The sequence below is a fragment of the Neobacillus sp. SM06 genome (genome assembly GCF_050496765.1).
In the GTDB taxonomy this organism is placed as follows: domain Bacteria; phylum Bacillota; class Bacilli; order Bacillales; family Cytobacillaceae; genus JAEVLT01.
Window position 1 is genome coordinate 690,736 of record NZ_JBNWEO010000015.1, and the last position, 21,063, is coordinate 711,798.

Annotated in this window: 24 protein-coding genes; 10 read left to right on the forward strand and 14 right to left on the reverse strand. The window is 40.6% G+C overall.

What is annotated here, in order from left to right:
* Positions 1–80 precede the first annotated feature (80 nt).
* From dltX to ACQYAD_RS12955, 6 genes are all read left to right on the forward strand, one after another.
* Complete coding sequence (gene dltX / locus ACQYAD_RS12930; protein WP_430238730.1) at positions 81–230, forward strand: teichoic acid D-Ala incorporation-associated protein DltX; 150 nt, start codon at positions 81–83, stop codon at positions 228–230.
* Positions 231–249: 19 nt separating this feature from the next.
* Complete coding sequence (gene dltA, locus ACQYAD_RS12935) at positions 250–1,761, forward strand: D-alanine--poly(phosphoribitol) ligase subunit DltA (RefSeq protein ID WP_430238732.1); 1,512 nt, start codon at positions 250–252, stop codon at positions 1,759–1,761.
* Positions 1,758–2,918 carry a D-alanyl-lipoteichoic acid biosynthesis protein DltB gene (gene dltB, locus ACQYAD_RS12940; protein ID WP_430238733.1) on the forward strand — a complete coding sequence of 387 codons (1,161 nt, stop codon included), beginning with the start codon at positions 1,758–1,760 and terminating at the stop codon, positions 2,916–2,918. The genes dltA and dltB overlap by 4 nt, the downstream gene beginning before the upstream one ends.
* Before the next feature lie 15 nt (positions 2,919–2,933).
* Entirely contained in the window at positions 2,934–3,170 is a 237-nt protein-coding gene (dltC, locus tag ACQYAD_RS12945) for a D-alanine--poly(phosphoribitol) ligase subunit 2 (protein WP_430238735.1), read from the forward strand.
* Positions 3,167–4,384, forward strand: coding sequence for a D-alanyl-lipoteichoic acid biosynthesis protein DltD (gene dltD, locus ACQYAD_RS12950; RefSeq protein ID WP_430238736.1), 1,218 nt, complete (start codon positions 3,167–3,169; stop codon positions 4,382–4,384). Before dltC ends, dltD begins: the two co-directional genes overlap by 4 nt.
* A gap of 170 nt (positions 4,385–4,554) precedes the next feature.
* The gene (locus ACQYAD_RS12955) at positions 4,555–4,758 is read left to right on the forward strand and encodes a twin-arginine translocase TatA/TatE family subunit (protein ID WP_430238815.1); all 204 of its coding nucleotides are present in this window, start codon (positions 4,555–4,557) and stop codon (positions 4,756–4,758) included.
* A 42-nt stretch (positions 4,759–4,800) separates the two neighbouring features.
* Here the strand turns inward: ACQYAD_RS12955 and hmpA are convergent, their stop codons facing one another.
* Both hmpA and ACQYAD_RS12965 read right to left on the reverse strand, forming a co-directional pair.
* On the reverse strand, positions 4,801–6,078 hold the full coding sequence (hmpA, locus tag ACQYAD_RS12960) for an NO-inducible flavohemoprotein (protein WP_430238738.1): 1,278 nt from the start codon (positions 6,076–6,078) through the stop codon (positions 4,801–4,803).
* 53 nt (positions 6,079–6,131) lie between these two features.
* Positions 6,132–6,254 carry a hypothetical protein gene (locus ACQYAD_RS12965; protein ID WP_430238740.1) on the reverse strand — a complete coding sequence of 41 codons (123 nt, stop codon included), beginning with the start codon at positions 6,252–6,254 and terminating at the stop codon, positions 6,132–6,134.
* A gap of 251 nt (positions 6,255–6,505) precedes the next feature.
* Between ACQYAD_RS12965 and ACQYAD_RS12970 the strand changes: the two genes are divergently transcribed.
* Positions 6,506–6,943, forward strand: a complete 438-nt coding sequence (locus tag ACQYAD_RS12970) for a hypothetical protein (RefSeq protein ID WP_430238741.1) — start codon at positions 6,506–6,508, stop codon at positions 6,941–6,943.
* A gap of 42 nt (positions 6,944–6,985) precedes the next feature.
* Here the strand turns inward: ACQYAD_RS12970 and ACQYAD_RS12975 are convergent, their stop codons facing one another.
* Positions 6,986–7,552 (reverse strand): hypothetical protein, encoded by a 567-nt coding sequence (locus tag ACQYAD_RS12975; RefSeq protein WP_430238743.1) that lies wholly within the window; start codon positions 7,550–7,552, stop codon positions 6,986–6,988.
* 195 nt (positions 7,553–7,747) lie between these two features.
* On the opposite strand from ACQYAD_RS12975, the gene ACQYAD_RS12980 reads away from it, so the two are divergent.
* Entirely contained in the window at positions 7,748–8,407 is a 660-nt protein-coding gene (locus tag ACQYAD_RS12980; RefSeq protein ID WP_430238745.1) for a haloacid dehalogenase type II, read from the forward strand.
* A 43-nt stretch (positions 8,408–8,450) separates the two neighbouring features.
* On the opposite strand, the gene ACQYAD_RS12985 is transcribed toward ACQYAD_RS12980, so the two are convergent.
* The 11 genes from ACQYAD_RS12985 to ACQYAD_RS13035 all read right to left on the reverse strand — a co-directional run bounded on the left by ACQYAD_RS12985 (position 8,451) and on the right by ACQYAD_RS13035 (position 20,308).
* On the reverse strand, positions 8,451–9,278 hold the full coding sequence (locus ACQYAD_RS12985; RefSeq protein WP_430238746.1) for a CAP domain-containing protein: 828 nt from the start codon (positions 9,276–9,278) through the stop codon (positions 8,451–8,453).
* Between the two features lie 113 nt (positions 9,279–9,391).
* A complete protein-coding gene (locus ACQYAD_RS12990; protein WP_430238747.1) occupies positions 9,392–10,372 on the reverse strand; it encodes an ABC transporter permease in 981 nt (326 codons plus the stop codon).
* Positions 10,365–11,276: an ABC transporter ATP-binding protein gene (locus tag ACQYAD_RS12995; RefSeq protein WP_430238749.1), complete on the reverse strand. Its 912-nt coding sequence runs from the start codon at positions 11,274–11,276 to the stop codon at positions 10,365–10,367. Before ACQYAD_RS12995 ends, ACQYAD_RS12990 begins: the two co-directional genes overlap by 8 nt.
* Before the next feature lie 11 nt (positions 11,277–11,287).
* Positions 11,288–12,064 carry an SGNH/GDSL hydrolase family protein gene (locus tag ACQYAD_RS13000; RefSeq protein ID WP_430238751.1) on the reverse strand — a complete coding sequence of 259 codons (777 nt, stop codon included), beginning with the start codon at positions 12,062–12,064 and terminating at the stop codon, positions 11,288–11,290.
* 280 nt (positions 12,065–12,344) lie between these two features.
* Positions 12,345–12,905 carry a GNAT family N-acetyltransferase gene (locus ACQYAD_RS13005; RefSeq protein WP_430238753.1) on the reverse strand — a complete coding sequence of 187 codons (561 nt, stop codon included), beginning with the start codon at positions 12,903–12,905 and terminating at the stop codon, positions 12,345–12,347.
* A gap of 125 nt (positions 12,906–13,030) precedes the next feature.
* Positions 13,031–14,263 (reverse strand): sensor histidine kinase, encoded by a 1,233-nt coding sequence (locus ACQYAD_RS13010; protein WP_430238755.1) that lies wholly within the window; start codon positions 14,261–14,263, stop codon positions 13,031–13,033.
* Positions 14,264–15,321: 1,058 nt separating this feature from the next.
* Positions 15,322–16,248: an aldo/keto reductase gene (locus ACQYAD_RS13015; protein ID WP_430238756.1), complete on the reverse strand. Its 927-nt coding sequence runs from the start codon at positions 16,246–16,248 to the stop codon at positions 15,322–15,324.
* A 150-nt stretch (positions 16,249–16,398) separates the two neighbouring features.
* Positions 16,399–18,201, reverse strand: a complete 1,803-nt coding sequence (locus ACQYAD_RS13020; RefSeq protein WP_430238757.1) for a glycoside hydrolase family 2 protein — start codon at positions 18,199–18,201, stop codon at positions 16,399–16,401.
* 52 nt (positions 18,202–18,253) lie between these two features.
* Positions 18,254–18,688, reverse strand: coding sequence for a hypothetical protein (locus ACQYAD_RS13025; RefSeq protein ID WP_430238759.1), 435 nt, complete (start codon positions 18,686–18,688; stop codon positions 18,254–18,256).
* 21 nt (positions 18,689–18,709) lie between these two features.
* The gene (locus tag ACQYAD_RS13030; protein ID WP_430238761.1) at positions 18,710–19,546 is read right to left on the reverse strand and encodes a carbohydrate ABC transporter permease; all 837 of its coding nucleotides are present in this window, start codon (positions 19,544–19,546) and stop codon (positions 18,710–18,712) included.
* Between the two features lie 12 nt (positions 19,547–19,558).
* Complete coding sequence (locus tag ACQYAD_RS13035) at positions 19,559–20,308, reverse strand: carbohydrate ABC transporter permease (RefSeq protein WP_430238762.1); 750 nt, start codon at positions 20,306–20,308, stop codon at positions 19,559–19,561.
* Positions 20,309–20,467: 159 nt separating this feature from the next.
* Between ACQYAD_RS13035 and ACQYAD_RS13040 the strand changes: the two genes are divergently transcribed.
* Together ACQYAD_RS13040 and ACQYAD_RS13045 are read left to right on the forward strand one after the other, a co-directional pair.
* On the forward strand, positions 20,468–20,761 hold the full coding sequence (locus ACQYAD_RS13040; protein ID WP_430238764.1) for a transposase: 294 nt from the start codon (positions 20,468–20,470) through the stop codon (positions 20,759–20,761).
* A 133-nt stretch (positions 20,762–20,894) separates the two neighbouring features.
* Positions 20,895–21,063, forward strand: a 169-nt coding sequence (locus tag ACQYAD_RS13045) for an IS3 family transposase (RefSeq protein ID WP_430238816.1), incomplete at its 3' end; no start/stop codon positions are given.

Genomic DNA, 21,063 nt, shown 5'->3' on the forward strand with positions numbered 1-21,063 from the left:
CAATGATTCTTTTTGCTTGCATTTGGTATATTTACACTTTCAAACCAAGTTTTGGTTGAAATAGAGGTGAAATTAAGCCCATGTTACTTAAACTGAAACAATTTTTTCGAAATCCAAAAGTTAATTGGGTTAGCCGCTTTGTCTATTATTTAGTGATTCTGTTGCTGCTGTTCTTTATGTACGGCTTTAATGATGCAAGTGCCGGCTCCTATATTTACAATGATTTTTAAATCATGGAGGGAACCTCTTATGAAAATGTTACACACAATTGAGGACTTTGCGTTAACAAATCCCGATGCGATTGCATTTACCGCCCCCGGTGCTCAAATCACCTATGGTGAACTTTGGAACCAATCCGAGCAATTGGCAGCAATGATTCATGGAATGGGCTTGTCATCTGGTTCGCCTATTTTGGTCTATGGCCATATGGAGCCTGAAATGCCCGTTGCTTTTTTAGGAAGCGTCAAATCCGGTCATCCATATATTCCTATTGACACTTCCATTCCTTTGGAACGAATTGCAAAAATTATCGAAAATTCGAATGCAGAATTGTTGATAATTGTAGCGAATGCCCCATTCGTGCTAGAAAATTCGCCAGCATCCATTGTAACATTGTCTGAGCTGAAAGCAAAACTTCCAGTAAACGCTAAATCCAACCGGTCTTCCTGGGTTGCTGAGGATGATAATTTTTACATTATCTATACTTCCGGCAGTACTGGCAATCCAAAAGGAGTACAAATTTCGGCAACTAATTTGCAAAGCTTTGTAGATTGGATGCTAAAGGACTTTCCGATTAAGGGTGGTCTTCGTTTCTTAAACCAGGCTCCATTTTCTTTCGATTTGTCGGTCATGGATCTCTATCCATCACTTGCCAGCGGGGGAAGTATTTTTGCGATAACAAAAGAAATGATTGCAAAACCAAAGCTTTTATTTGAAGCGCTGGAAAAGTCAAATACCAATGTCTGGACATCAACGCCTTCCTTCGTACAAATGTGCTTAATGGATCCATCCTTTAACGAGGACTTGTTGCCCGAGCTATCCGTTTTCTTGTTTTGTGGGGAAATTTTACCGTCAGCCATTGCCCGGCAGCTATTGGAACGGTTTCCAAACGCCAAAGTTTTTAATACGTATGGTCCGACAGAAGCAACCGTTGCTGTGACGTTTGTTGAAATCACTGCTGAGGTTTTGGAGAAGCATCAATCCCTTCCTGTTGGCCGGCCGAAAAATGATACAAAGATTGTGCTTTTAAACGAAGACGGCACTGAGTCAATCGATGAAGAGGGAGAAATTCTGATTGTCGGTCCAAGCGTCAGCAAAGGGTATCTTGGCCAGAAAGAACTAACCGAGAGATCATTCCTCCGCTATGACGGCAAAATGGCCTATCGAACAGGTGATGCCGGCTATATCGAAAATGGTTTGTTATTTTATAAAGGTCGGATGGATTTTCAAATCAAGCTGCACGGTTACCGGATGGAGCTTGAAGAAATTGAGCATCACATTTCCAAGTCACAATATGTAAAAATGGTTGTTGTCGTGCCGGTTTATCAAAATGAGAAAATCGAGTATTTGACAGCCGCGATCGTTCCGGAGCCGCATTCATTTTCAAAAGAGTTTCAGCTTACGAGTGCGATCAAAAAAGAGATCAGCGAGAATTTGCCAGCTTACATGATTCCTAGGAAGTTCACTTACTACGTCGATCTTCCAATGACACCAAACGGCAAAATTGACCGAAAACAAATTAGAGAAAAGGTAATGCTATGATTCCTTACGGTTCTTTTTCATTTTTTCTTATTATTGCAGTTTTATTAATACCGACAGTGGTTCTTGGCTTAAACGGCAAAAAATTTCAAGCTTATAATATGATCATCTCCGTTCCGGTACTTGCACTTATTTTTTCATCGAAATGGAGCGGTGCCATTGCGTTAATCATCTTTACCGCATGGCAGGTCATCTTGATCAAAAGTTACATTGCATACAGGCTTAGGGCAAACAACAGCTGGATCTTTTATATCGCTGTGATTCTTTCCATCCTTCCGTTAACAATGTCTAAACTGGCACCGTATATGGGTGTAACAAATTGGATTGGTTTTTTAGGGATTTCCTATCTGACGTTTCGAGGAACCCAATTAATCATTGAGACAAGGGATGGGTTGATTAAAAAACAAATACCGGTTATCAGCCTGCTTTACTTTATTATGTTTTTCCCAACCATTTCATCGGGTCCAATTGACCGGTTTCGCCGGTTTGACAAAGATTTGCATGCGGACTTAACGAAAGATCAATATAAACTACTGCTTTATCAAGGGATAAACAAAATCTTCAAAGGATTTTTATACAAATTCATCATCGGCTATTCGATCAATCATTATTTTATTGCCAATTTGGGAAATATATCGTCGAGTAATTTTCAAAACGAATGGCTCTATATGTACGCTTACAGCTTGTACTTATTCTTTGATTTTGCCGGGTACACAGCCTTTGCCACAGGCGTCAGCTATATGATGGGAATCAAATCGCCTGAAAACTTTAATATGCCATTCATTAGCCGAAATATGAAAGATTTCTGGAATCGTTGGAATTTAACTCTCTCCTTCTGGTTCCGCGATTATGTGTATATGCGTTTCATGTTCTTAATGACGAAGAAAAAGTGGATAAAGAACAGAAATGTTGTATCCAATATAGGATACGTCCTGCTATTCTTATTAATGGGTGTATGGCACGGATTAGCGATCCAATATATTATTTACGGAATGTATCATGCAATCGTGATGGTGCTCTATAATTCTTTTGAAAACTTTAACAAGAAGCATAAGTGGTGGCCGCAAAACAAATGGATTCATGTTGTTTCGGTGATCATCACCTTCCACGTCATTACATTCGGGTTTTACATTTTCTCAGGAAGACTTATTCATTCATAAGGGAGATTGATTACAATGGAATTTAAAGATCAAGTATTCGAATTATTAGCAGAAATTTGCCAAGATGAGGTTGTGAAAGAAGATCCGAATATTGATATTTTTGAGACAGGCTTGCTCGATTCCTTTGGCACAGTAGAAATGCTTGTTCAAATTGAAGAACGCTTCGGTATCACCGTGCCGATCACAGAGTTTGATCGGGATACATGGAATACACCAAACAATATTGTCAATCAGTTGGCTGATTTCAGATGAAAAAAGCGTTATTTTCACCAATAATTCTGGCATTCGTTGTTTTGTTCAGTCTTATGGTGATTCCGAATCAATGGATTGAGCGCTTTATTCCACCATCGCGTGTGAATAATGCGGCTACAGAGTTGAACCCGTTTATGTTCCAAGGAAAGTTTATTCAAGATAAAATGCTCGAAGACCCACGGTACTTACCTATCTATGGTTCTTCCGAGCTTTCGCGATTGGATCAGTTCCATCCATCCAACTATTTTGAGGTCAATCATGCAAGTTTTACTCCTTTTCTGATTGGCCGCGGCGGTACGGAATCGCTGATCCATTTCATGAATTTTTCGGAACATGCCAATCAATTAAAAGGAAAAAAATTGGTCTTTGTCTTATCCCCGCAATGGTTTCAGCCTAAAGGAACGGATGAATCGCATTTTGTGCCAAACTATTCGAGCCTGCAAGGATACGATCTTGCGTTTAATCAGCAGGTTGATCCGACATTAAAGAAAATGGCAATCAAGCGCCTGATTCGGTTTAGCCCAGTTCGCAACGATAAAATGCTCGCTACTCTGTACAAAGCAGAGGTTACCAATGATCCTTGGATCAAGCAAAAAGCGAACTTGATTCGACCATTTGCCTATTTTTATCGGAATATACTTGAGAAAAAAGATCTGTATTATACGTTGTCCGGCGGGGTACCGCGAAATCGCGTCATCAGCCAATCGGTTAAAGACAAATCGTGGGCACAGCTGCGGAAAGAGGCCAATCGCGTCGGCAAAAGCCAGGCAACGAATAATCGTTTTTATATTATTAACTCGCAATATAATAAGATCAAATCCCGCGTGCCATCTTTAAAAAATTATAAACGTGGGGCATCCTATGGTAAATCGGTCGAATATCACGATTTTCAGCTTGTTCTTGACCTGCTGAAAAAGTCTGGTGCCGATCCGCTGTTTATTTCTGTTCCAGCTAACGGTCCATGGTATGATTATACTGGCTTTCCAAAGTCGGGGCGCACAAGCTATTACAAACGGATTAAACAGCAAATTGAAGCAGAAGGTTTTCAAGTGGCAGATTTTTCGAAGCATGAATACGATCCGTATTTCATGAAAGATACGATTCACATCGGCTGGAAAGGCTGGGTTTATGTTGACCGGGCAATTCAGGACTTTGTTGCTGGAAAACCTCAAAGCAATCATCCCGTTCAAACACTCGTCGAAGCGACTAAATAGCTCGGCGAGTGCTTTTGTTTTAATTGCATTTTTGGAAAAGCCAAATGCTTTTTTAGTAGCGTATTTGTAGACAAAAGACCCATTTGAAAAGCATTGAAATTAAACTAGTCCTCAGTACCATGTTGGAGTATAATGTTTTTAAATAGACCTATTCCGGGAGAGTGGAAGCCATGTTTTCAAATATAGGTGTGCCTGGCTTGATTTTAATTCTCATTGTCGCGCTAGTGATTTTTGGTCCAAACAAGTTGCCTGAGATTGGCCGCGCTTTTGGAAAATCGTTGAGTGAGTTTAAGAAAGCAACAGCTGGAATAACCGATGATCTAAAAGAAGATATCAAGCAGGAAATTGCAGAAAGTAAAAAAGAAGAAAAATAACCGAAAAGGAGTGCCGGGGAATACCCGCACTCCTTTTGTTACCTAGTCCAAACTTCCAAAAGAACCAAAGAATTCGTAGTGAATCCGTTCTTGCGGAACTTCCCACTGTTTAAGCGCCTGATTTACTGCTTTCATAAATGGCTCAGGACCACAGAAGTAATAATCACCATGGCTGGATGGCAGGACATCTTGCATCCACTCTAACGTAATGTAGCCATCCTTGTCATAATTCCTTGCTGCTACATCCTCATCAGTCGGTTTTTCATAAATCACATACGACTTCACATGATGATTTTTCGCACGGATGCTCTTCACATGTTCCTTAAAGGCATGGTACCGGCTGTTGATTGCCGCGTGAATAAAATATATTTCACGTCCAGGATTTTCATGGATAACTGAATTCAGCATGCACATCATCGGTGTCTGACCAACGCCTCCGCTGATCAGGATAAGCGGCAGATTGCTTTCTTGATCCAAGTAAAAGTCGCCAGCCGGAGCAGAAATTGAAATATTATCCCCTTCATTCACATGATTGTGCAAATATGTGGAAACAACACCTGGTGGCAAGCCTTCTTCCGGAGGATCTTCCCGTTTGACACTAATGCGGTAATAATCCAATCCAGGTCGATCTGATAAACTGTATTGGCGAAGATGGGTATACTTTTCTCCTCCAATTTCTGCTTTCAAGGTAATATATTGACCTGGAATAAATTTTGCAATCGCTTTGCCATCTTTCGGCTTCAAATAAAAGGACGTAATAACATCGCTTTCCTTCACTTTTCGATCTATGACAAAATCGCGGAATCCGGCCCAACCGCCTGGCTGCGCTTCCGTCATTTTATACATCTTATCTTCCATGCGGATAAAAACGTCAGAAATGACGTGATACGCATCCGCCCAAGCATCCATGATCTCATTTGTTGCCGCTTCACCTAAAATTTCTTTGATGGCTGCCAATAAATTTTCACCAACAATTGGATAATGTTCAGGTTTGATTTGCAAACTGCGGTGTTTCTCGCCAATCCGCTCCAATATGGGCATTATTTGGCTAAAATCCTCAATATTTGCTGCTGCGCCATACACGGCATCCGCCAATGCTTTTGGCTGATGGCCTGTCCGCTGGTGCGTTTGGTTAAAAATATTCCGCAGCTCCGGATGCCTTTCAAACATCCGTTGGTAGAACCGTTTGGTAATTGCTTCGCCATGCTCTTGAACAACAGGCAAAGTTGCCTTGATGATTTCCAGCTTTTTCGGATCCAAGGTTTTGACTGTATTTAAAACTTCTTTCCAAGTATTTCTCTCTTGCAGTTGTATACTCATGGTGTACCTCCCTGAAGACTTTTACATAGAGAGTTTGTCCAGTTTGCTGCTGATTATTTCTTTTTCTTTCCCAATGCTTGAAACTGCCCCATCAGCTTTTGCCGTGAATCCTTGTTTCTAAGTAAATACGCTGCACCAAGCGTAAGGGTTGTCATCATTAGTTTCTTCTTGTCCATTTTTCATGCCTCCTTTTCGATTACTTTATTTGTTCCCTCCATTTTTCGTCCTAAACGCTGTAGAGATTGTTTTGAAAATTTATATAATTTAAAATTTACACTTCAATTCTTTTACAGTATCCTTAAGATAGATAGAACCTCTTGCATGCTTTCTAATCCTAATGTAGAGATAAACGGTACGAGAGCGCGAAATATGACGATTGAGAACCTTTAGCATCCTTCCTTAATCCTAATGTAGAGGGTGTTTCCCGATGTTTGATCATTTATTGATAGCGTTTGGCTGTTGGACTATCAGTGCGACCATTCCTTCATTGCCTAATACCTACTCTGCGACACTGACCATCATCGGCTTTATCGCCTTTTTCCTTTTTTTAAAAGATTTAAATCTGAAACTTAAGCAGCAATTTTTGGCAAAAACCAAGGAAGCGGAACACAACACAAAGCGGAATCTGTCATCCTTCTCAGGAAAATTTGTTACGATGCGCAATGAGCACTCTCCCTTTTCTACTGAGTTTTCCTACCTCATTTTTGACAATGGTGAAATCCATGTCCCGCTTTTTTGCCGAAATGCTGCTGTCATTCGTAAAGCTGTTGAATCAGACAACCATTTACTGATCATTTATTATCAGGATTACCTTTTAATTGACGTCGAGCTGCTTGAAAAGGATGAAGTGATGGACCATTCATAGCAACAGAAAAACGCCAGCCGTATACTGGGCTGACGTTCTACCTTATTGATTGCTGCTATATTGCATCATGCTTTTCATTTTTTCATTGTGCATTTTGTATTGCGTTAACAGTTGATTCAACAGCGCTTTGGCCTGTTGATCCTTTTTCGTTTCAACTGCCATTTTTAACTCATCGTATGTTTTCCAAGCCCCCATTTTCATCCCTTGATGTGCCTTCGCGATATATTCATCCTTTGTTATTTTGCCATCCTCGTATGCTTTCTTCAAGGCTTGCATTTGCGCAATTTTATTCTTTTTCCATTGCTCGCGTTTTTGAGCAAATTCAGGGCTATGCCATTTTTCTCGCAGCGTTTTCCCTTCTGTAAGAACCTTTTCCCACTCTTGTTTCTTTTCAGGGGTATACTGATTAACCCACGAACGAATTTCTTGCTCTCTTTCCTTCATTTTTTCCTGCCATTTTTCACCGTTCATGAAATGGTGGTGGCCTTCATGGCAGTCTTTGTGAACCATTTTTGACTGATCGGTTTGCTGCTGTGCTGCGCTTACGTTGGCGTTTAACAGGCCGGGTACCGCCAGCAGCAAGCCGAGAATCATCAACATCCTCTTCACGTTCAATCCAACTCCTTTTGGTAAAATATATGTAGTCGAAAACCTAACCCCGTTTATCATGCCCCATATGCACGAAAATATTTACCATTTTTTAAACATTTTTCTGCAAATCATGTCGTTAGTGCAATTGTTTTGTTTTAACTGACAATCGTTTAAACTAGAGGGTATACGGTTATAACGAGGAGGATTATCTAGATGGATATTAAAGCTCTTGTGTTTGATGTTTACGGAACTTTGTTCAATGTTCATTCGGTTAAAGAAAAAGCCGATGAACTTTATCCTATGAAAGGGGACGAAATCAGCCGACAATGGCGGCAAAAACAGCTGGAGTACTCCTTCTTGCGGCAGTTAATGGGGAAGTATGAAACATTTTGGAAAATCACCGAAGATTCTCTACGCTACACGTTAAAAAATCTCAAGCTTGAACACTCTTCTGAAAAAATAAACGCGTTAATGGATGCGTACCTGCATCTTTCTCCATATCCGGAAGTGGAAGAAGTATTAACAAAGCTAAGATCCAAAAGGCTGGCTGTTTTTTCAAACGGATCACATAAAATGCTCGATCCTTTAATCAAGCATTCGGGACTGTCTTCATTATTTAACGAGATCATCAGTGTCGATGACCGGAAGCAGTATAAACCAACTCCCGCTGCTTATCATTATGTACTTGATCGACTTGAGCTAGAGCGCAGTGAGATTTTGTTTATGTCGTCGAACGGCTGGGATATCAGCGGAGCACGCGCCTTTGGGTTTCAAACAGCCTGGATCAACCGCAATCAGTTCCCAGTCGAAGAATTGGGGTTAAGACCACACAGCATTTTCCCTGATCTGTATGGAATCCTTACACAAGTTTAAATAGAAAAGGAGCTATTTCCTTCTGGAAATAGCTCCTGCATTGTTACTTGCCAATAAACATTTGCGACCAGTAGTTACCAGTTTTTGTATAACCGACGCCGATATTGGTGTAATTCGGGCTTAAGATGTTTTTCCGGTGCCCTTCACTGTTCATCCAAGCGTTGACGACTTGCTGGGCGCTCGGCTGGCCCATGGCAATATTTTCGCCTGCAGTTCGATAGGTTACACCAAAGTCCCTCATCATGTCAAACGGAGAACCATAAGTCGGACTTGTATGGGAAAAATAATGCTTGGTGTTCATATCGTTTGTTTTCGCTTGAGCAACACGGCTAAGCGATGGGTCTGCTTTTAATGGGGCAAGCCCGTTTTTTTGCCGTTCCTTATTGGTCAAATCAATCACTTGCATGGCTATATTGCCAATAGTGGCTGTCGATTGCCCACCAGGTTGTTGCTGAGCTGGCGGCGTTGCCGGTGGAGCTGGCGTACTCGCTTTCGGCGGTGTCACGACTCCCGTTCTTGGCGGTTGAATGGTTCCTGTTTGGTTCTTTTCCACTGAACCAAACGAATAATACCAGAATTGGCCATCCCCTACCCGCCTCGTATGCGGAAACTGATGACTCGGTGTCGTTGTGCTATAGGAGTTTTGATCAATTGTTATAAACCCGTTGTTGACGCGCTGAACATCCGCTGCGGAAAATTGTTTTGGGTTCGAAACTAAATCGCCCGTTGATACGTTTCTTGGACCATTTGTATCACGATAAGCAACATTGCGCGGCCCGCTCATGGCATCATTGTTCGCGTTGTTTGCGCATGCTGTCAGCGATGCCGCTATTAACGCAGCAACCGCCAGTTTCGTTTTTTTGTATCGCAACGTTCATTCCTCCTTCGACCTTTTCAATAAAGGTCTTTTATAGCTTCTCCATTTAGCAAAACCATATAGTTGGAAAATAAAAAGCCGCATAATTTCATGCGGCGGAAGAACAATTAGTATACATCTTTTTTTGTAAAAACAACAAAAGCAACCAATAAAGCAGCTGCCCACCATGCAAAAAGTACAAGCATGGAAAACGATAGCGTCATTCCTTCAATTGGAGGTGCAAGACCTTTTAAATAATCCGTCAGCCGCAAATTCACCATAAAGAAATACTTGGCAGAATTCCAGGAGGAAACCATATTGCTAAGAATGGCGCCTGATATCAGCGCTGCGAGCATTACGCCCATGCCGGCGGCAGTGCTTCGGATCAGTACCGAAAGCATAAAAGAAAGTGTGCCAACCACAATTGCAACATACCAGACAAGTCCAAAATCCATTAACAAGTATTGCCACAGCTCAAGAAGTTTTACAGATGATGTATTCAACCCTGCTTTTGTTACGGAAAAACCAGTTAGAATCGGCGCCTGCCAGCCGCGATAGCCAAAAACCAATCCCGAAATGAAGTACGAAAGGTTTCCGGCGAGGGCGATGATAAATGAAATCGCCAGAATGAGCGTAACGTATTTGCTCAAAAGTACTTTCCACCTTCTTACAGGACGGGTGAGCAGCAATTTAATCGAACCAAGGCTATGTTCAGACGAAACAAGATCGCTCGCAATCACCATCACCATAAGCGGTAAAAATAAGTCAATTGAATTTTCTAGAAAAATTCGAATGAAGGTCGGTGCGCCCGGTTCGGTCGGATTAATGTTGTGATCAAGATAGTATTGCTGCTGCTGAAGCGAGATTTGCAGTTGTTTTTTCCGTTCAGAAGATAGCCGGCTGCTGCTCAGCCTGTTTTGCGTATCAATGATCTGCTGCTGCAAAATGGTTCGCCAGTCGCTCGTCCCCAATTTTTCCCGCTGGGTCTGGATTGTTTTATACTGGGCATAGGTGAACAAAATCACCAGTACTCCGATGATCAGGCCAATCACAAGCATGCGTTTTTTTGCCAGCAGCTTCATCATTTCATTTTGAATCAATTTAGCCAATTTTGTCACCGCCCGTCAGTTCAAGAAACAACTCTTCCAAAACAGGCAACTTCCGGTTCATTTCGGTTACCTCAATTCCAGCTTGAACAAGGCTTTTATTCCAGCTCGCTATTTTCTCACGGTTATATTCCGTTAAAATAGTACCTTCTTCTGTTTCTTCAATTCTTGTAAATCCCTGCAAAATTTGCTTTCCTTTTTCAATCGGCTGCACTTGCCACTCTACTCGTTCGCGATTTGCCAGCAGGTTTGCCACCGTATCAATGCGGATCACTTGCCCTTTTGAAATAATTGCGACCCGGTCGCACAATAATTGGATTTCACTTAGCAAATGGCTTGAGACTAATACGCTAAGTCCCTCTTTTTCAGCCAAATAGCGGATAAACTCCCGCATTTCGCGAATACCAGCTGGATCAAGTCCATTTGTCGGCTCATCCAAAATCAACACTTTTGGCCTCCCTAAAAGAGCTTGAGCAATTCCCAACCGCTGGCGCATTCCAAGCGAGTATGTTTTGACCTTATCGTGAATCCGGCTTGTGAGGCCAACAAGCTCCGCTACTTCTTTCATCCGCTCTTCCCCAATGCCTTCAAGCATGCGGGAAAAATGCAGCAAATTATCCCATCCGGTTAGATACGGGTACAATTCCGGGTTTTCCACAATGCAGCCTAAATGTTTGAGTGCATTCGTAAAATCGGTTTGCACATTGTAACCGCCAATTTCGATGGTGCCGCTCGTTGGTTTGATCAGACCGACAAGCATACGGATCGTTGTTGTTTTGCCTGCGCCATTTGGTCCAAGGAATCCAAAAACCTCACTTTCTTTTAATTCAAAAGATATCCCTTTTATAATTTCTTTTTTCCCAATCGTTTTTTTCAAATTTTGGACCGATAATGTTGTAATTCCCATGATTCTTCTCCTTACCACGTAAGCAATGCGGCCACTCGTTCCGCAATTAAGCGATAGCCTTTTGTATTCGGGTGAAATTTATCAGAGTAAAGATAATCATTTACTTTCAGCTCAAATAAATCAAATGTTGGCACAAAAACAATTTTTGGATAATTGGCGCTTAGTTCCGCAGTATCGTAATTCCAGCGGCGAACGACTTTTGACATCGCTTTGCCTTCTTTCAGTTCGATAAACGGATTATACAAACCAATCATAAAAACATTGGCATTGCTGTTTAATTGGCGAATTTTTTGAAAAATAAAGCTAAGGTTGTCCAGGTATTTTTTTTCGGTTACTGTAATCGTTTGAGTAGTATAATCGACAAGACCCTGCCCGCCGCGAAATAAATCATTGCCGCCAATTGTAATTAACAGGATGTCCGCTGAGGCAATTTGCCGTTGAACCTCTTTTTGCTGAATCTGCTGGAGCAGCTGGTCGGAGCGTTGCCCGTTTATTCCCAGATTTAAAAGGGTTGCCGGTTTGTTTGTCCGTTTTTTGATTTCATCCAAAAGATCACCCGCATAGCCTTTGCCTGTTTCATCTCCAGTCCCGCGCGTTAACGAATCGCCAAGAGCAACAACTGTCAAGCTTTTTTTGTTTTCCGCTTTGTTGGCAGTGGTCGTGGCTTGATCCAGTTTGTCCGGCTTTGCAGCATAGTACTCATTCATTGTCCAGCCAAGGCCAATTAGCCAAAGCAATGCGAAACATGCCGAAACAATTGTAATCATTTGAATGATTCTTTTGCTCAAAACGTTCATCCTTTCCGCTTTTTCCTATCTATCATTTAATCATATTTGGCATTGGATTCAAAACTGGAGCAACTGATTTCACCATCTGTTCATAGTTTTTTACTATTTATTTATTCTAAATTCGAAGCAATAGTATAGATTCCAATAAGAAAAGCTGACCCCCCATTTGGAAATCAGCTTTACTTTTTTGTCTAAATTTCTTTCGATGCCAAGAAATCAAACCATGTTGTCTAGAGTAGTACATCTGCCATCGGACTATCGATCATCTTTTTTAAAAAGGTTATCTTATTTTTGCATAAATGCATGTATCTCTCGGTTCCTTGCCATCAGCCGAGAGCATATTCTTTTTCAAAATTGCTTCAAGAGAGAAACCGATTCGTTCGGCAACCTTCCTGCTTCTGTGATTTTCCGGGTCACAGCGAATTTCCACCCGTTTCGCACCTAGTTCGATGAAGGCAAACTCGGCAATCGCCCGAACAGCCTCTGATATGTAGCCCTTGCCGCTATAGCGGGAATCAATCCAATAGCCGATTTCGAATTTTGGCAAATTCCAATCGATCCGATGCAGCCCGGATGAAGCGATAAACGCACCTGTTTCTTTATGAAAAATATGCAAGCGCAAATCTTCACGGGCGAGAAATTGCATATGTGCTTTCCGAACATTTAGTTCAACATCTTCAACTGTTTGGTTGGCATGCGCCCATGGCATCCATGGCTTCAAGTCGTCCAAAGAGGCCTGCATCGCTTGATAAACTGCCTCGCCATCGCCTGGCTTTGGAACTCGAATCAGCAATCTTTCGGTAACAATTTCTTCAGGAAAGTTTAATAAAATTGGATTCAACTGTCACTCCTCCTTATTTCGATGTACTCTATATTTCGCTTAATAGAAAAGAAATTCCTGCACCTTGGCCAGCCACGAAGCAAAACAAAATGGATCCCATTGTTTTTTCCATGGAATCCATTAAGCTATTTCTGTGATTTTGGAAAATGGATTTCAATTGTTGTTCCTTCACCTAATGTACTGGTGACCCTTGGCTTGCCATGGTGTTTTTCAATGATCCATTTAGCAATCGATAATCCAAGACCCGTTCCTTCTTGATTTGTCCTTGATTTGTCTCCTTGATAAAACCGATCAAAAATCTTTGGCAGATCTTCTTTGGCAATACCGATCCCATTGTCTTCAATTTTTAAAAAAACGGCTGAACCGGATTGCCCGCAAGAAAGCTTAATAAATCCGCTTTCGTTTGTATACTTAATGGCATTGTCCAATAAAATGACAATCAGTTGGTGGATTCTTTCCTTGTCTCCAAAAAAAGAAACCGGTTCAACTGCATTGATTTGCAGTGTTTTCCCCTGGTATTCGACAATCTCTTCATACTGTTGCTCGATTTCCTTTACCAATTCATCCAATCTGAACGTGGTCTTCTTTACCTCAAGTTGATCGGAATCAGACCTTGCCAAGGTCAGCAAGTTGGCTACCAGCTTGGACAATCTCCTTGATTCATTCGAGATTGTTGAAATATCAAGGATACGATCTTGAATCGTATTGGATGGAGTGCGAAATAAAACATCGGTTTTTGCTTGGATGACCGCAAGCGGTGTCCGCAATTCATGTGACGCATCTGAAACAAACTGCTGTTGTTTTTGCCATGCTTTTTTGATCGGAACGAGCGCACGGCCTGCAAGAAAATAACCAGCCAACACTGCGCATACTACACCGGCTCCAATTCCAATCAGCATGATCAGCAGCAACCGATTTAGCAATTCTTTTTCCGAATTGACATTGCGAATTGCCTGAACAGTGATTTTTCCAATATTCGTATCGACTGTTACTGCCAAATAGCGGAACGTAAAATCGCCACTATCTATATCGTTCGGATGATTTTTCACCCGCGGGGCGATTTGTCTTTCACTTCCCAAAAATAATGCCGCTTCTCGATTTTCCTTGAGCAAGCGATTCTTCCCATCCCAATATAATAGGATGATCCGGGGATCCTTCCGCTGGAGGGGCTGAAACCCCTCTCTTGGCGGACTATCCTGCTCCTGAAAACGGCCAACAGCTTCAAAAAGGGATCGATCCACATCTCTGTATAGCTGATGCTCGGTATAAAAATAAACAATACTCCCGAGAATGCTGATTAACACTATAAAAACGAGAGAAATAATAACCGTTAACCGTATATGCGTTTTTTGAAACATTCGGGTCTCCTTACCTTCGCCAAACTGCAATAGGAAGATTTATGAAAAAATTTTTATATGAATCTTTGTTTCCCAAATAATATCAAACTGCCCAAAGGACGTCAATTTACAAGGCATGGCACAGGATTTTCGAATAATCAACATCCAAAACCTGCTGTATTTCATGTGCAATCTTAAATTAGGAACAAATCGAAATACAAGGAACCTTAAAATATGGCAGAAGGAAGATGAACGGAATGGAAAATCGCTAATAAACGGAGGGCACTAAGAAGGACACTAATGCCCGGTTTCCCCCGAAAAATAGGAGAATCGGGCATTAGGGAAGCTAGTAATGCCCGATTTGACCTGAAAAGTATGTGAGTCGGGCATTAAGGAAGCTAGTAATGACCGATTTGACCCGAAAAGTATGTGAGTCGGGCATTAAGGAAGCTAGTTATGCCCGGTTTCCCCCGAAAAATAGGAGAATCGGGCATTAGGGAAGCTAGTAATGACCGATTTGACCTGAAAAGTATGTGAGTCGGGCATTAAGGAAGCTAGTAATGACCGATTTGACCCGAAAAGTATGTGAGTCGGGCATTAAGGAAGCTAGTTATGCCCGGTTTACCCCGAAAAATAGGAGAATTGGGCATTAGGGAAGCTAGTTATGCCCGGTTTACCCCGAAAAATAGGAGAGTCGGGCATTAAGGAAGCTAGTTATTCCCGGTTTACCCCGAAAAATAGGAGAATTGGGCATTAGGGAAGCTAGTAATGACCGGTTTACCCTGAAAAGTATGTGAGTCGGGCATTAAGGAAGCTAGTAATGCCCGGTTTGACCTGAAAAGTATGTGAGTCGGGCATTAAGGAAGCTACTAATGCCCGGTTTGACCTGAAAAGTATGTGAGTCGGGCATTAGGAAAGCCACTAATGCCCGGTTTACCCTAAAAAATGTGAGAGTCGGGCATTAGGGAAGCTAGTACCGACCGTTATGCTCTGAAAAACATGAGAATCGGTTAATAGAAATACTCTTAACTATAAAGGCATCATTTTCACAGAAAAGCAACAACATATAAATTCTGAAATTACAAGAAAAAATGTTGCTGGATAAAATCGCTCTCTTCGTTAGTTAGTAATGGACGAATGGATGCCAATGCGTTTTCTTCAACTTGTTTATCTGTTTTGGCTCCGGGAATAGCAGTTGATATGGCAGGATGTGAAAGGACAAATTGGAGTGCGAGTTGTCCCAAAGTTCTCCCCTCTCTTTTAAATTGCTTGAGCATTTCCACCTTATCCACTTGTTCCTCAAACCACTTTCGTTCCCAGTGTTGGCGAACATCATTACCTGCAAATTGCATCTCTTTTGTAAATTTCCCTGTTAACAGTCCTTTTTGTAATGGCCCCCGCACAACCACACCAATATTTTCTTGCTGGCAATATGGCAAAATTTCTTTTTCAGCCGCACGATTCAAAATACTGTATTCCACTTGAAGAACATCTATTGAATGATTTCGGTTAAATGTCTTTAAATAGTCAAAGTTGTCCGTTGAAACTCCAACTGCCCTTACTTTTCCTTCTTGTTTTAATCGTTCAAATGCTTCAAGAAAAGCTAATGTTTCTTCTTCAACATGCCACCAAATATGACAAAAATAAACATCAATATAATCAACACCGAGGCGAGTTAAACTATCTTCAAATGCTTTGATTACTTTTTCTGGTTTGTCGTAAATCGGCTCCGGCTTCCTAGTATGGCCAAGAAGACCGCCTTTTGTGGAGATAATGACTTGGTCTCTTTTTCCCTTAATCAGTTGCGCAACTAATTTTTCACTGCGGCCATCTCCATAAACATCCGCCGTATCAAAAAAATTGATGCCCATTTCAAACGCATGGTTCATCGCTTTAATCGATTGTACATCATCAACCTCTCCCCATGCATCACCGCCAATTGCCCACGCACCAAAGCCAATTTCAGAAACCTTTAAGCCTGATTTACCAAGTGTACGATATTCCATCTTTTTCTTTTCCCCTTTACCTTTTTTCAATTCGGACAAGACAAAAGGACCTTGCCATTCTTCCAGGTTCTCCTTACATATACCTCAAAACAGGATCCTTATCACCGCATCCATCCGCAAAGGTGGTTTTAAAAAAATGCAGTAATTTTGTTACTTTTCTTTAATAATAGTTTCATGCCACATATCATTCATTTCTTTTAGAAGCTTCAATTCACATTTTGGTTTACGATCATATGTAAGTAAACCGTTTATTTCTTGCTCTACGTCTGTTAATTGGGTATAACAGAATCCATGCAGTACTTTAGACGCATACACTGCTTCCATAATTCTTTTATAATCTGAAACAAAATCTTCAGCGTTTTTGACGGAAGTATAGCCCCATCCAGCATCCTCACCAACTTTAAAACCAATTCCGCCAAATTCTGTTAGCAAAATCGGCTCTCCTTGATGATTAAACCCATTGGCATATATTCCACGCCCAGCCGGTTGAGATTTGAGGATGTTTTCTTTCGTCAGTAATTCCTCTTTATACACTTCATACTTAGCTACTTCATCTTTATTTCCATGATTATAATTGTGTATCGCACAAATATCCGTTTTCGTTAATTCCCATCCATCATTTGAAACAACTAATCTTGTTGAATCTAGCGAATGAAGGAGGTGATACATAGAAAGAGAATGGTGTTGTTGCATTTTATTATTCCGAATAAACGGAACACCCCAGCTTTCATTTAATGGAACCCATGCAACAATCGAAGGATGATTATAATCTCGATTTATAATTTCAATCCATTCCCTTGTTAATCTTGCAACTGCGTCTTCGTTATAATATGGTGAAGATGCACATTCACCCCAAACTAAGAAACCTAGCTGATCTGCCCAGTATAGGAATCTTGGATCCTCTACTTTTTGATGCTTTCTACAGCCATTAAACCCCATTTCTTTTGCCAATGTAATATCCTGTTTCAAAGCCTCATCCGTTGGTGCTGTCAGCAATCCCTCAGGCCAGTATCCTTGATCAAGGACTAACTTTTGATAATAGGGCTTATTATTTAAATAGACCATTCCATTTTCCGTATGAATTTTTCTCATGCCGAAGTACGATTGTACTTCATCCAATTTTGCCTCTTGGTCAAACAATATTATTTTAATATCGAATAGGTTCGGTGTCTCCGGAGTCCAATTCCATCCATTGTGATGAAAGGAAGTACGGAAAATATGATGGTTATAAAGGTTAATGATCCGTTTCGTATAGTTTTCGTATAACTGAATCGTATCTTTTGCGACAACTTCATTTTTAAAAGAAATTTCGATATCAACCTTTTTGTTTGATAATTCACCTTCAACATCAAACTCAACAATAATATCGCCATTGTCAAGATCTGGTGTCATTCTTAATTTTGAAATTCGAGTTGGACTAACTGGTTCTAACCATACCGTCTGCCAAATTCCAGTTGTCCTAGTATACCAAATGGCATCTGACTGTTCGATCCAGTACTGTTTTCCTCTCGGTATAGTCTCATCCGTTGAAGGATCTTCTACTCTTACTACGATGGTTTCTGTTTTCCAGGTCAAGGCTTCCGTAATATCAAAAGAAAATGAAACATGACCTCCTTCATGAAAGCCAACAAATTGTTCATTAACATACACCCAAGCCCGATAGTCTACTGCACCAAAATGAATGAGAACTCTCTCATTTTTCCATGTATTTGGTACGGAAAATTCCCGCTTATACCATACATTGTCATGAAAATTCGGGTCATTTATTCCACTAAGCTTTGCTTGATATGCAAATGGAACTGTGATCTTTTGATCAAAGGATTTGTCCTGCTGGAACCATTTCTGCTCTACCCCAATAGTTTGGTCATCGAAAGCAAAATCCCATACACCATTTAAATTTAACCAATTGCTTCTTACAAATTGCGGTCTAGGATATTCTTGTCTATAATTCATGTGTCGTTCTCCTTTCAACAATCAAATTGTAAAACTCACTTAAGCTTTTTATTTATTTTGAAGAATACAACATACCATTCCTTATCGAAGGATTTAGCTTTAAGACACGATTCTTCGCTAGGGCAATGACGCCAGCAGTAACATAAAGCACAACACTGATAAAGTCCGATAGGAAGAAAAAGAGCACAGCTAGTCCTAACCAGATAAATGGAATTTTATATTGAACGGTGTGGTCTTTCATCATTTTTCTAGTGAAAAGTGTATTTACAATGGCAATCACAACAAAAAAGAGACCATACGTAACTGAAAACATATATAAATTTTTGAAAATTGATTGCACGCCCATTGATTCGACTGGAGATAAATTTCCCAATCGACTCGCCTGTCCCCGTATATAAAAAGAATAATAGAAGATGGTAATCATCCCTGTAAGAAGCTGCCATACACTTGCAACATATATCGTTTTTCGTTCAAAAGATCGTTTCACTTACTATCCCCCCAGATCTACCTACTCCTTAACTCCAGCGGACAACGTCATCGATTGCATAAAATATCTTTGGGCAAATAAATAGAGTAGGAATGTCGGAATTAGTGCGATCAATGCTCCAGCTGTTCCCAATCCCGGATACGTAATATATTGCCCTTGAAGTAGCTGTAATCCAGGAGTAATCGGTAATTTATCGACATCATTGATGATAATGGATGGCCACAAGAAATCATTCCACGATCCAGTAAAACTGAATAAGGCCACAACCGTCAAAACAGGGCGAATAAGCGGCAATATTATATGGTAGAAAATTTGCCATTCGTTCGCTCCATCGATTCGGGCTGATTCGTCTAATGCCTTTGGAATTCCTAAAACAAATTGACGTACTAAGAAGATATTAAAGACACCAGCAGCACCTGGAACAATGACAGCCATTAAGCTATTAACCCATCCTAGAGTATCCATTACTTTATAGAGAGGAATGAGGTTGACTACACTTGGAAACATCATCGAACCAAGCAAAAAAGAAAACAAGACATCTCGACCTTTAAACTTGAGTCTTGTGTAACCATATGAGGCAAGTGAGACAACTACTAATACAAGCACTGTGTTGCTTACGGAAACAATCAGCGAATTAAAAAACCATTTGATCACAGGGCTTGTATCGGTATTAAACAACAATTGTTTGTAGTTGCTGATCGTCCAATGAATCGGCAAAAAAGTGAACCCCGTTGATTCGATTTCATTATTGGATTTAAAAGACGTAAAGAAGGCCCATATTAGCGGGATTACCCAAAAGAGTGCCATCATCAGTAAGAAAATAAAGGCAATTATTTTTGTTCCCTTGCTTTGTTTCATTTCCATTCACCTCTAATCTCGATCCCTTAATATAACAAATTGGAAAATCGATACGATTGTTATCACTAACCCTAAAAGAACAGCCATTGCAGAGGAAATTCCAGCTATGGACATTCCTTTTCCAAAAGCATTTTGTTGAATATACATTAAGAGGACACGGGTAGAATCTTTTGGACCGCCTCCCGTTAACATTAATGGCTGCCCGTAAACATTAAACTGGGCAATGGTTGTCATTACGGTTGTAAATAAAATTTGGTATTTAATACTTGGCAGTGTAATCTTAAAAAACTTGGTGATTGTGCCGGCACCATCCAATGACGCAGCTTCAAACAAACTTTGTGGAACACCATTTAATGCTGCGAGGTAAATAACCATATTCCCGCCAATCATCCACCAAGTTGTAACCAGGACGATCGAAATCCATGCCCATGGCTGATTATCTAATAGATTTAGAGAAATCTTGAAATAGTTATTTAATGGTCCATAGGAAACGCTTAATAAAAATTGCCAAATAATCATTACTGCTGAGATTGCAAATAGTGATGGCATATAAAAAATCGATTGAAATAGGCGATTCAATTTAGGCTTTGCGGACAATGCTGTTGCGAATAGAAGCGGAACAATGATCGTAACCGGTACTGAAAAGATTACAAAATATATTGTATTTTTCAAGCCGTTGCGAAATTGCGAGTAAAAGCTGGAATTATGGTCAAAAAGAATTGTACTATAATTCTGCAAGCCTACAAATTGAGGCGCGTCCAACAAATTCCACTTTGTAAATGAAATATAAATACCATACACACTTGGGATAAGGAAAAAGATAATAAAGAGTATTAAATGAGGTCCAACAAATACTGCTGGCCATAGATTAATATAATGCTACATATAAACTAGACAATAAAAAAGGAGTTTCTTAGTTGTATGTCAACCACTCGAAGAAAGTTTAACCCAGAAGAAAAAGCGCAAATTGTACTGGAAATCCTAAAGGAAGAAAAGTCAGTTTCACAGCTCGCTTCTGAGCATGGGATCCATACCAATGTCCTCAACCGGTGGAAATCCGAGGTGGTACAAAACCTCTCACAGCTGTTTGTTGATGATCGTAAAGGTATCACCAAAATGAAAAAAGAATATGAACAACAAATCAATGAACTCTACGCCGAGGTTGGTAAGTTAACCACCCAATTGTCGTGGCTTAAAAAAAAATCTGGCCTCTAACTTTACTCGTGAAGAGCGTATTGATCTCATAGAATGGGATTGCTCCGAACACTCCATCCTCGTACAAGCGGATTTACTTAATCTAAACCGCACCAGTCTTTACTATAAGCCGGTCCCTCCCTCTCCGGAGGAAATTCGCCTCAAGCACCGGATTGATGAGCTATACACAAAGCATTCTTTTCTGGGCTATCGAAAGATAGCTGCCATTATGAATCGAGAAGGGGATCTTATTCACGAAAATACAGTAAGAAAGTACATGCGAGAGATGGGTATTATGGCTATCTATCCCGGTCCGAACCTTA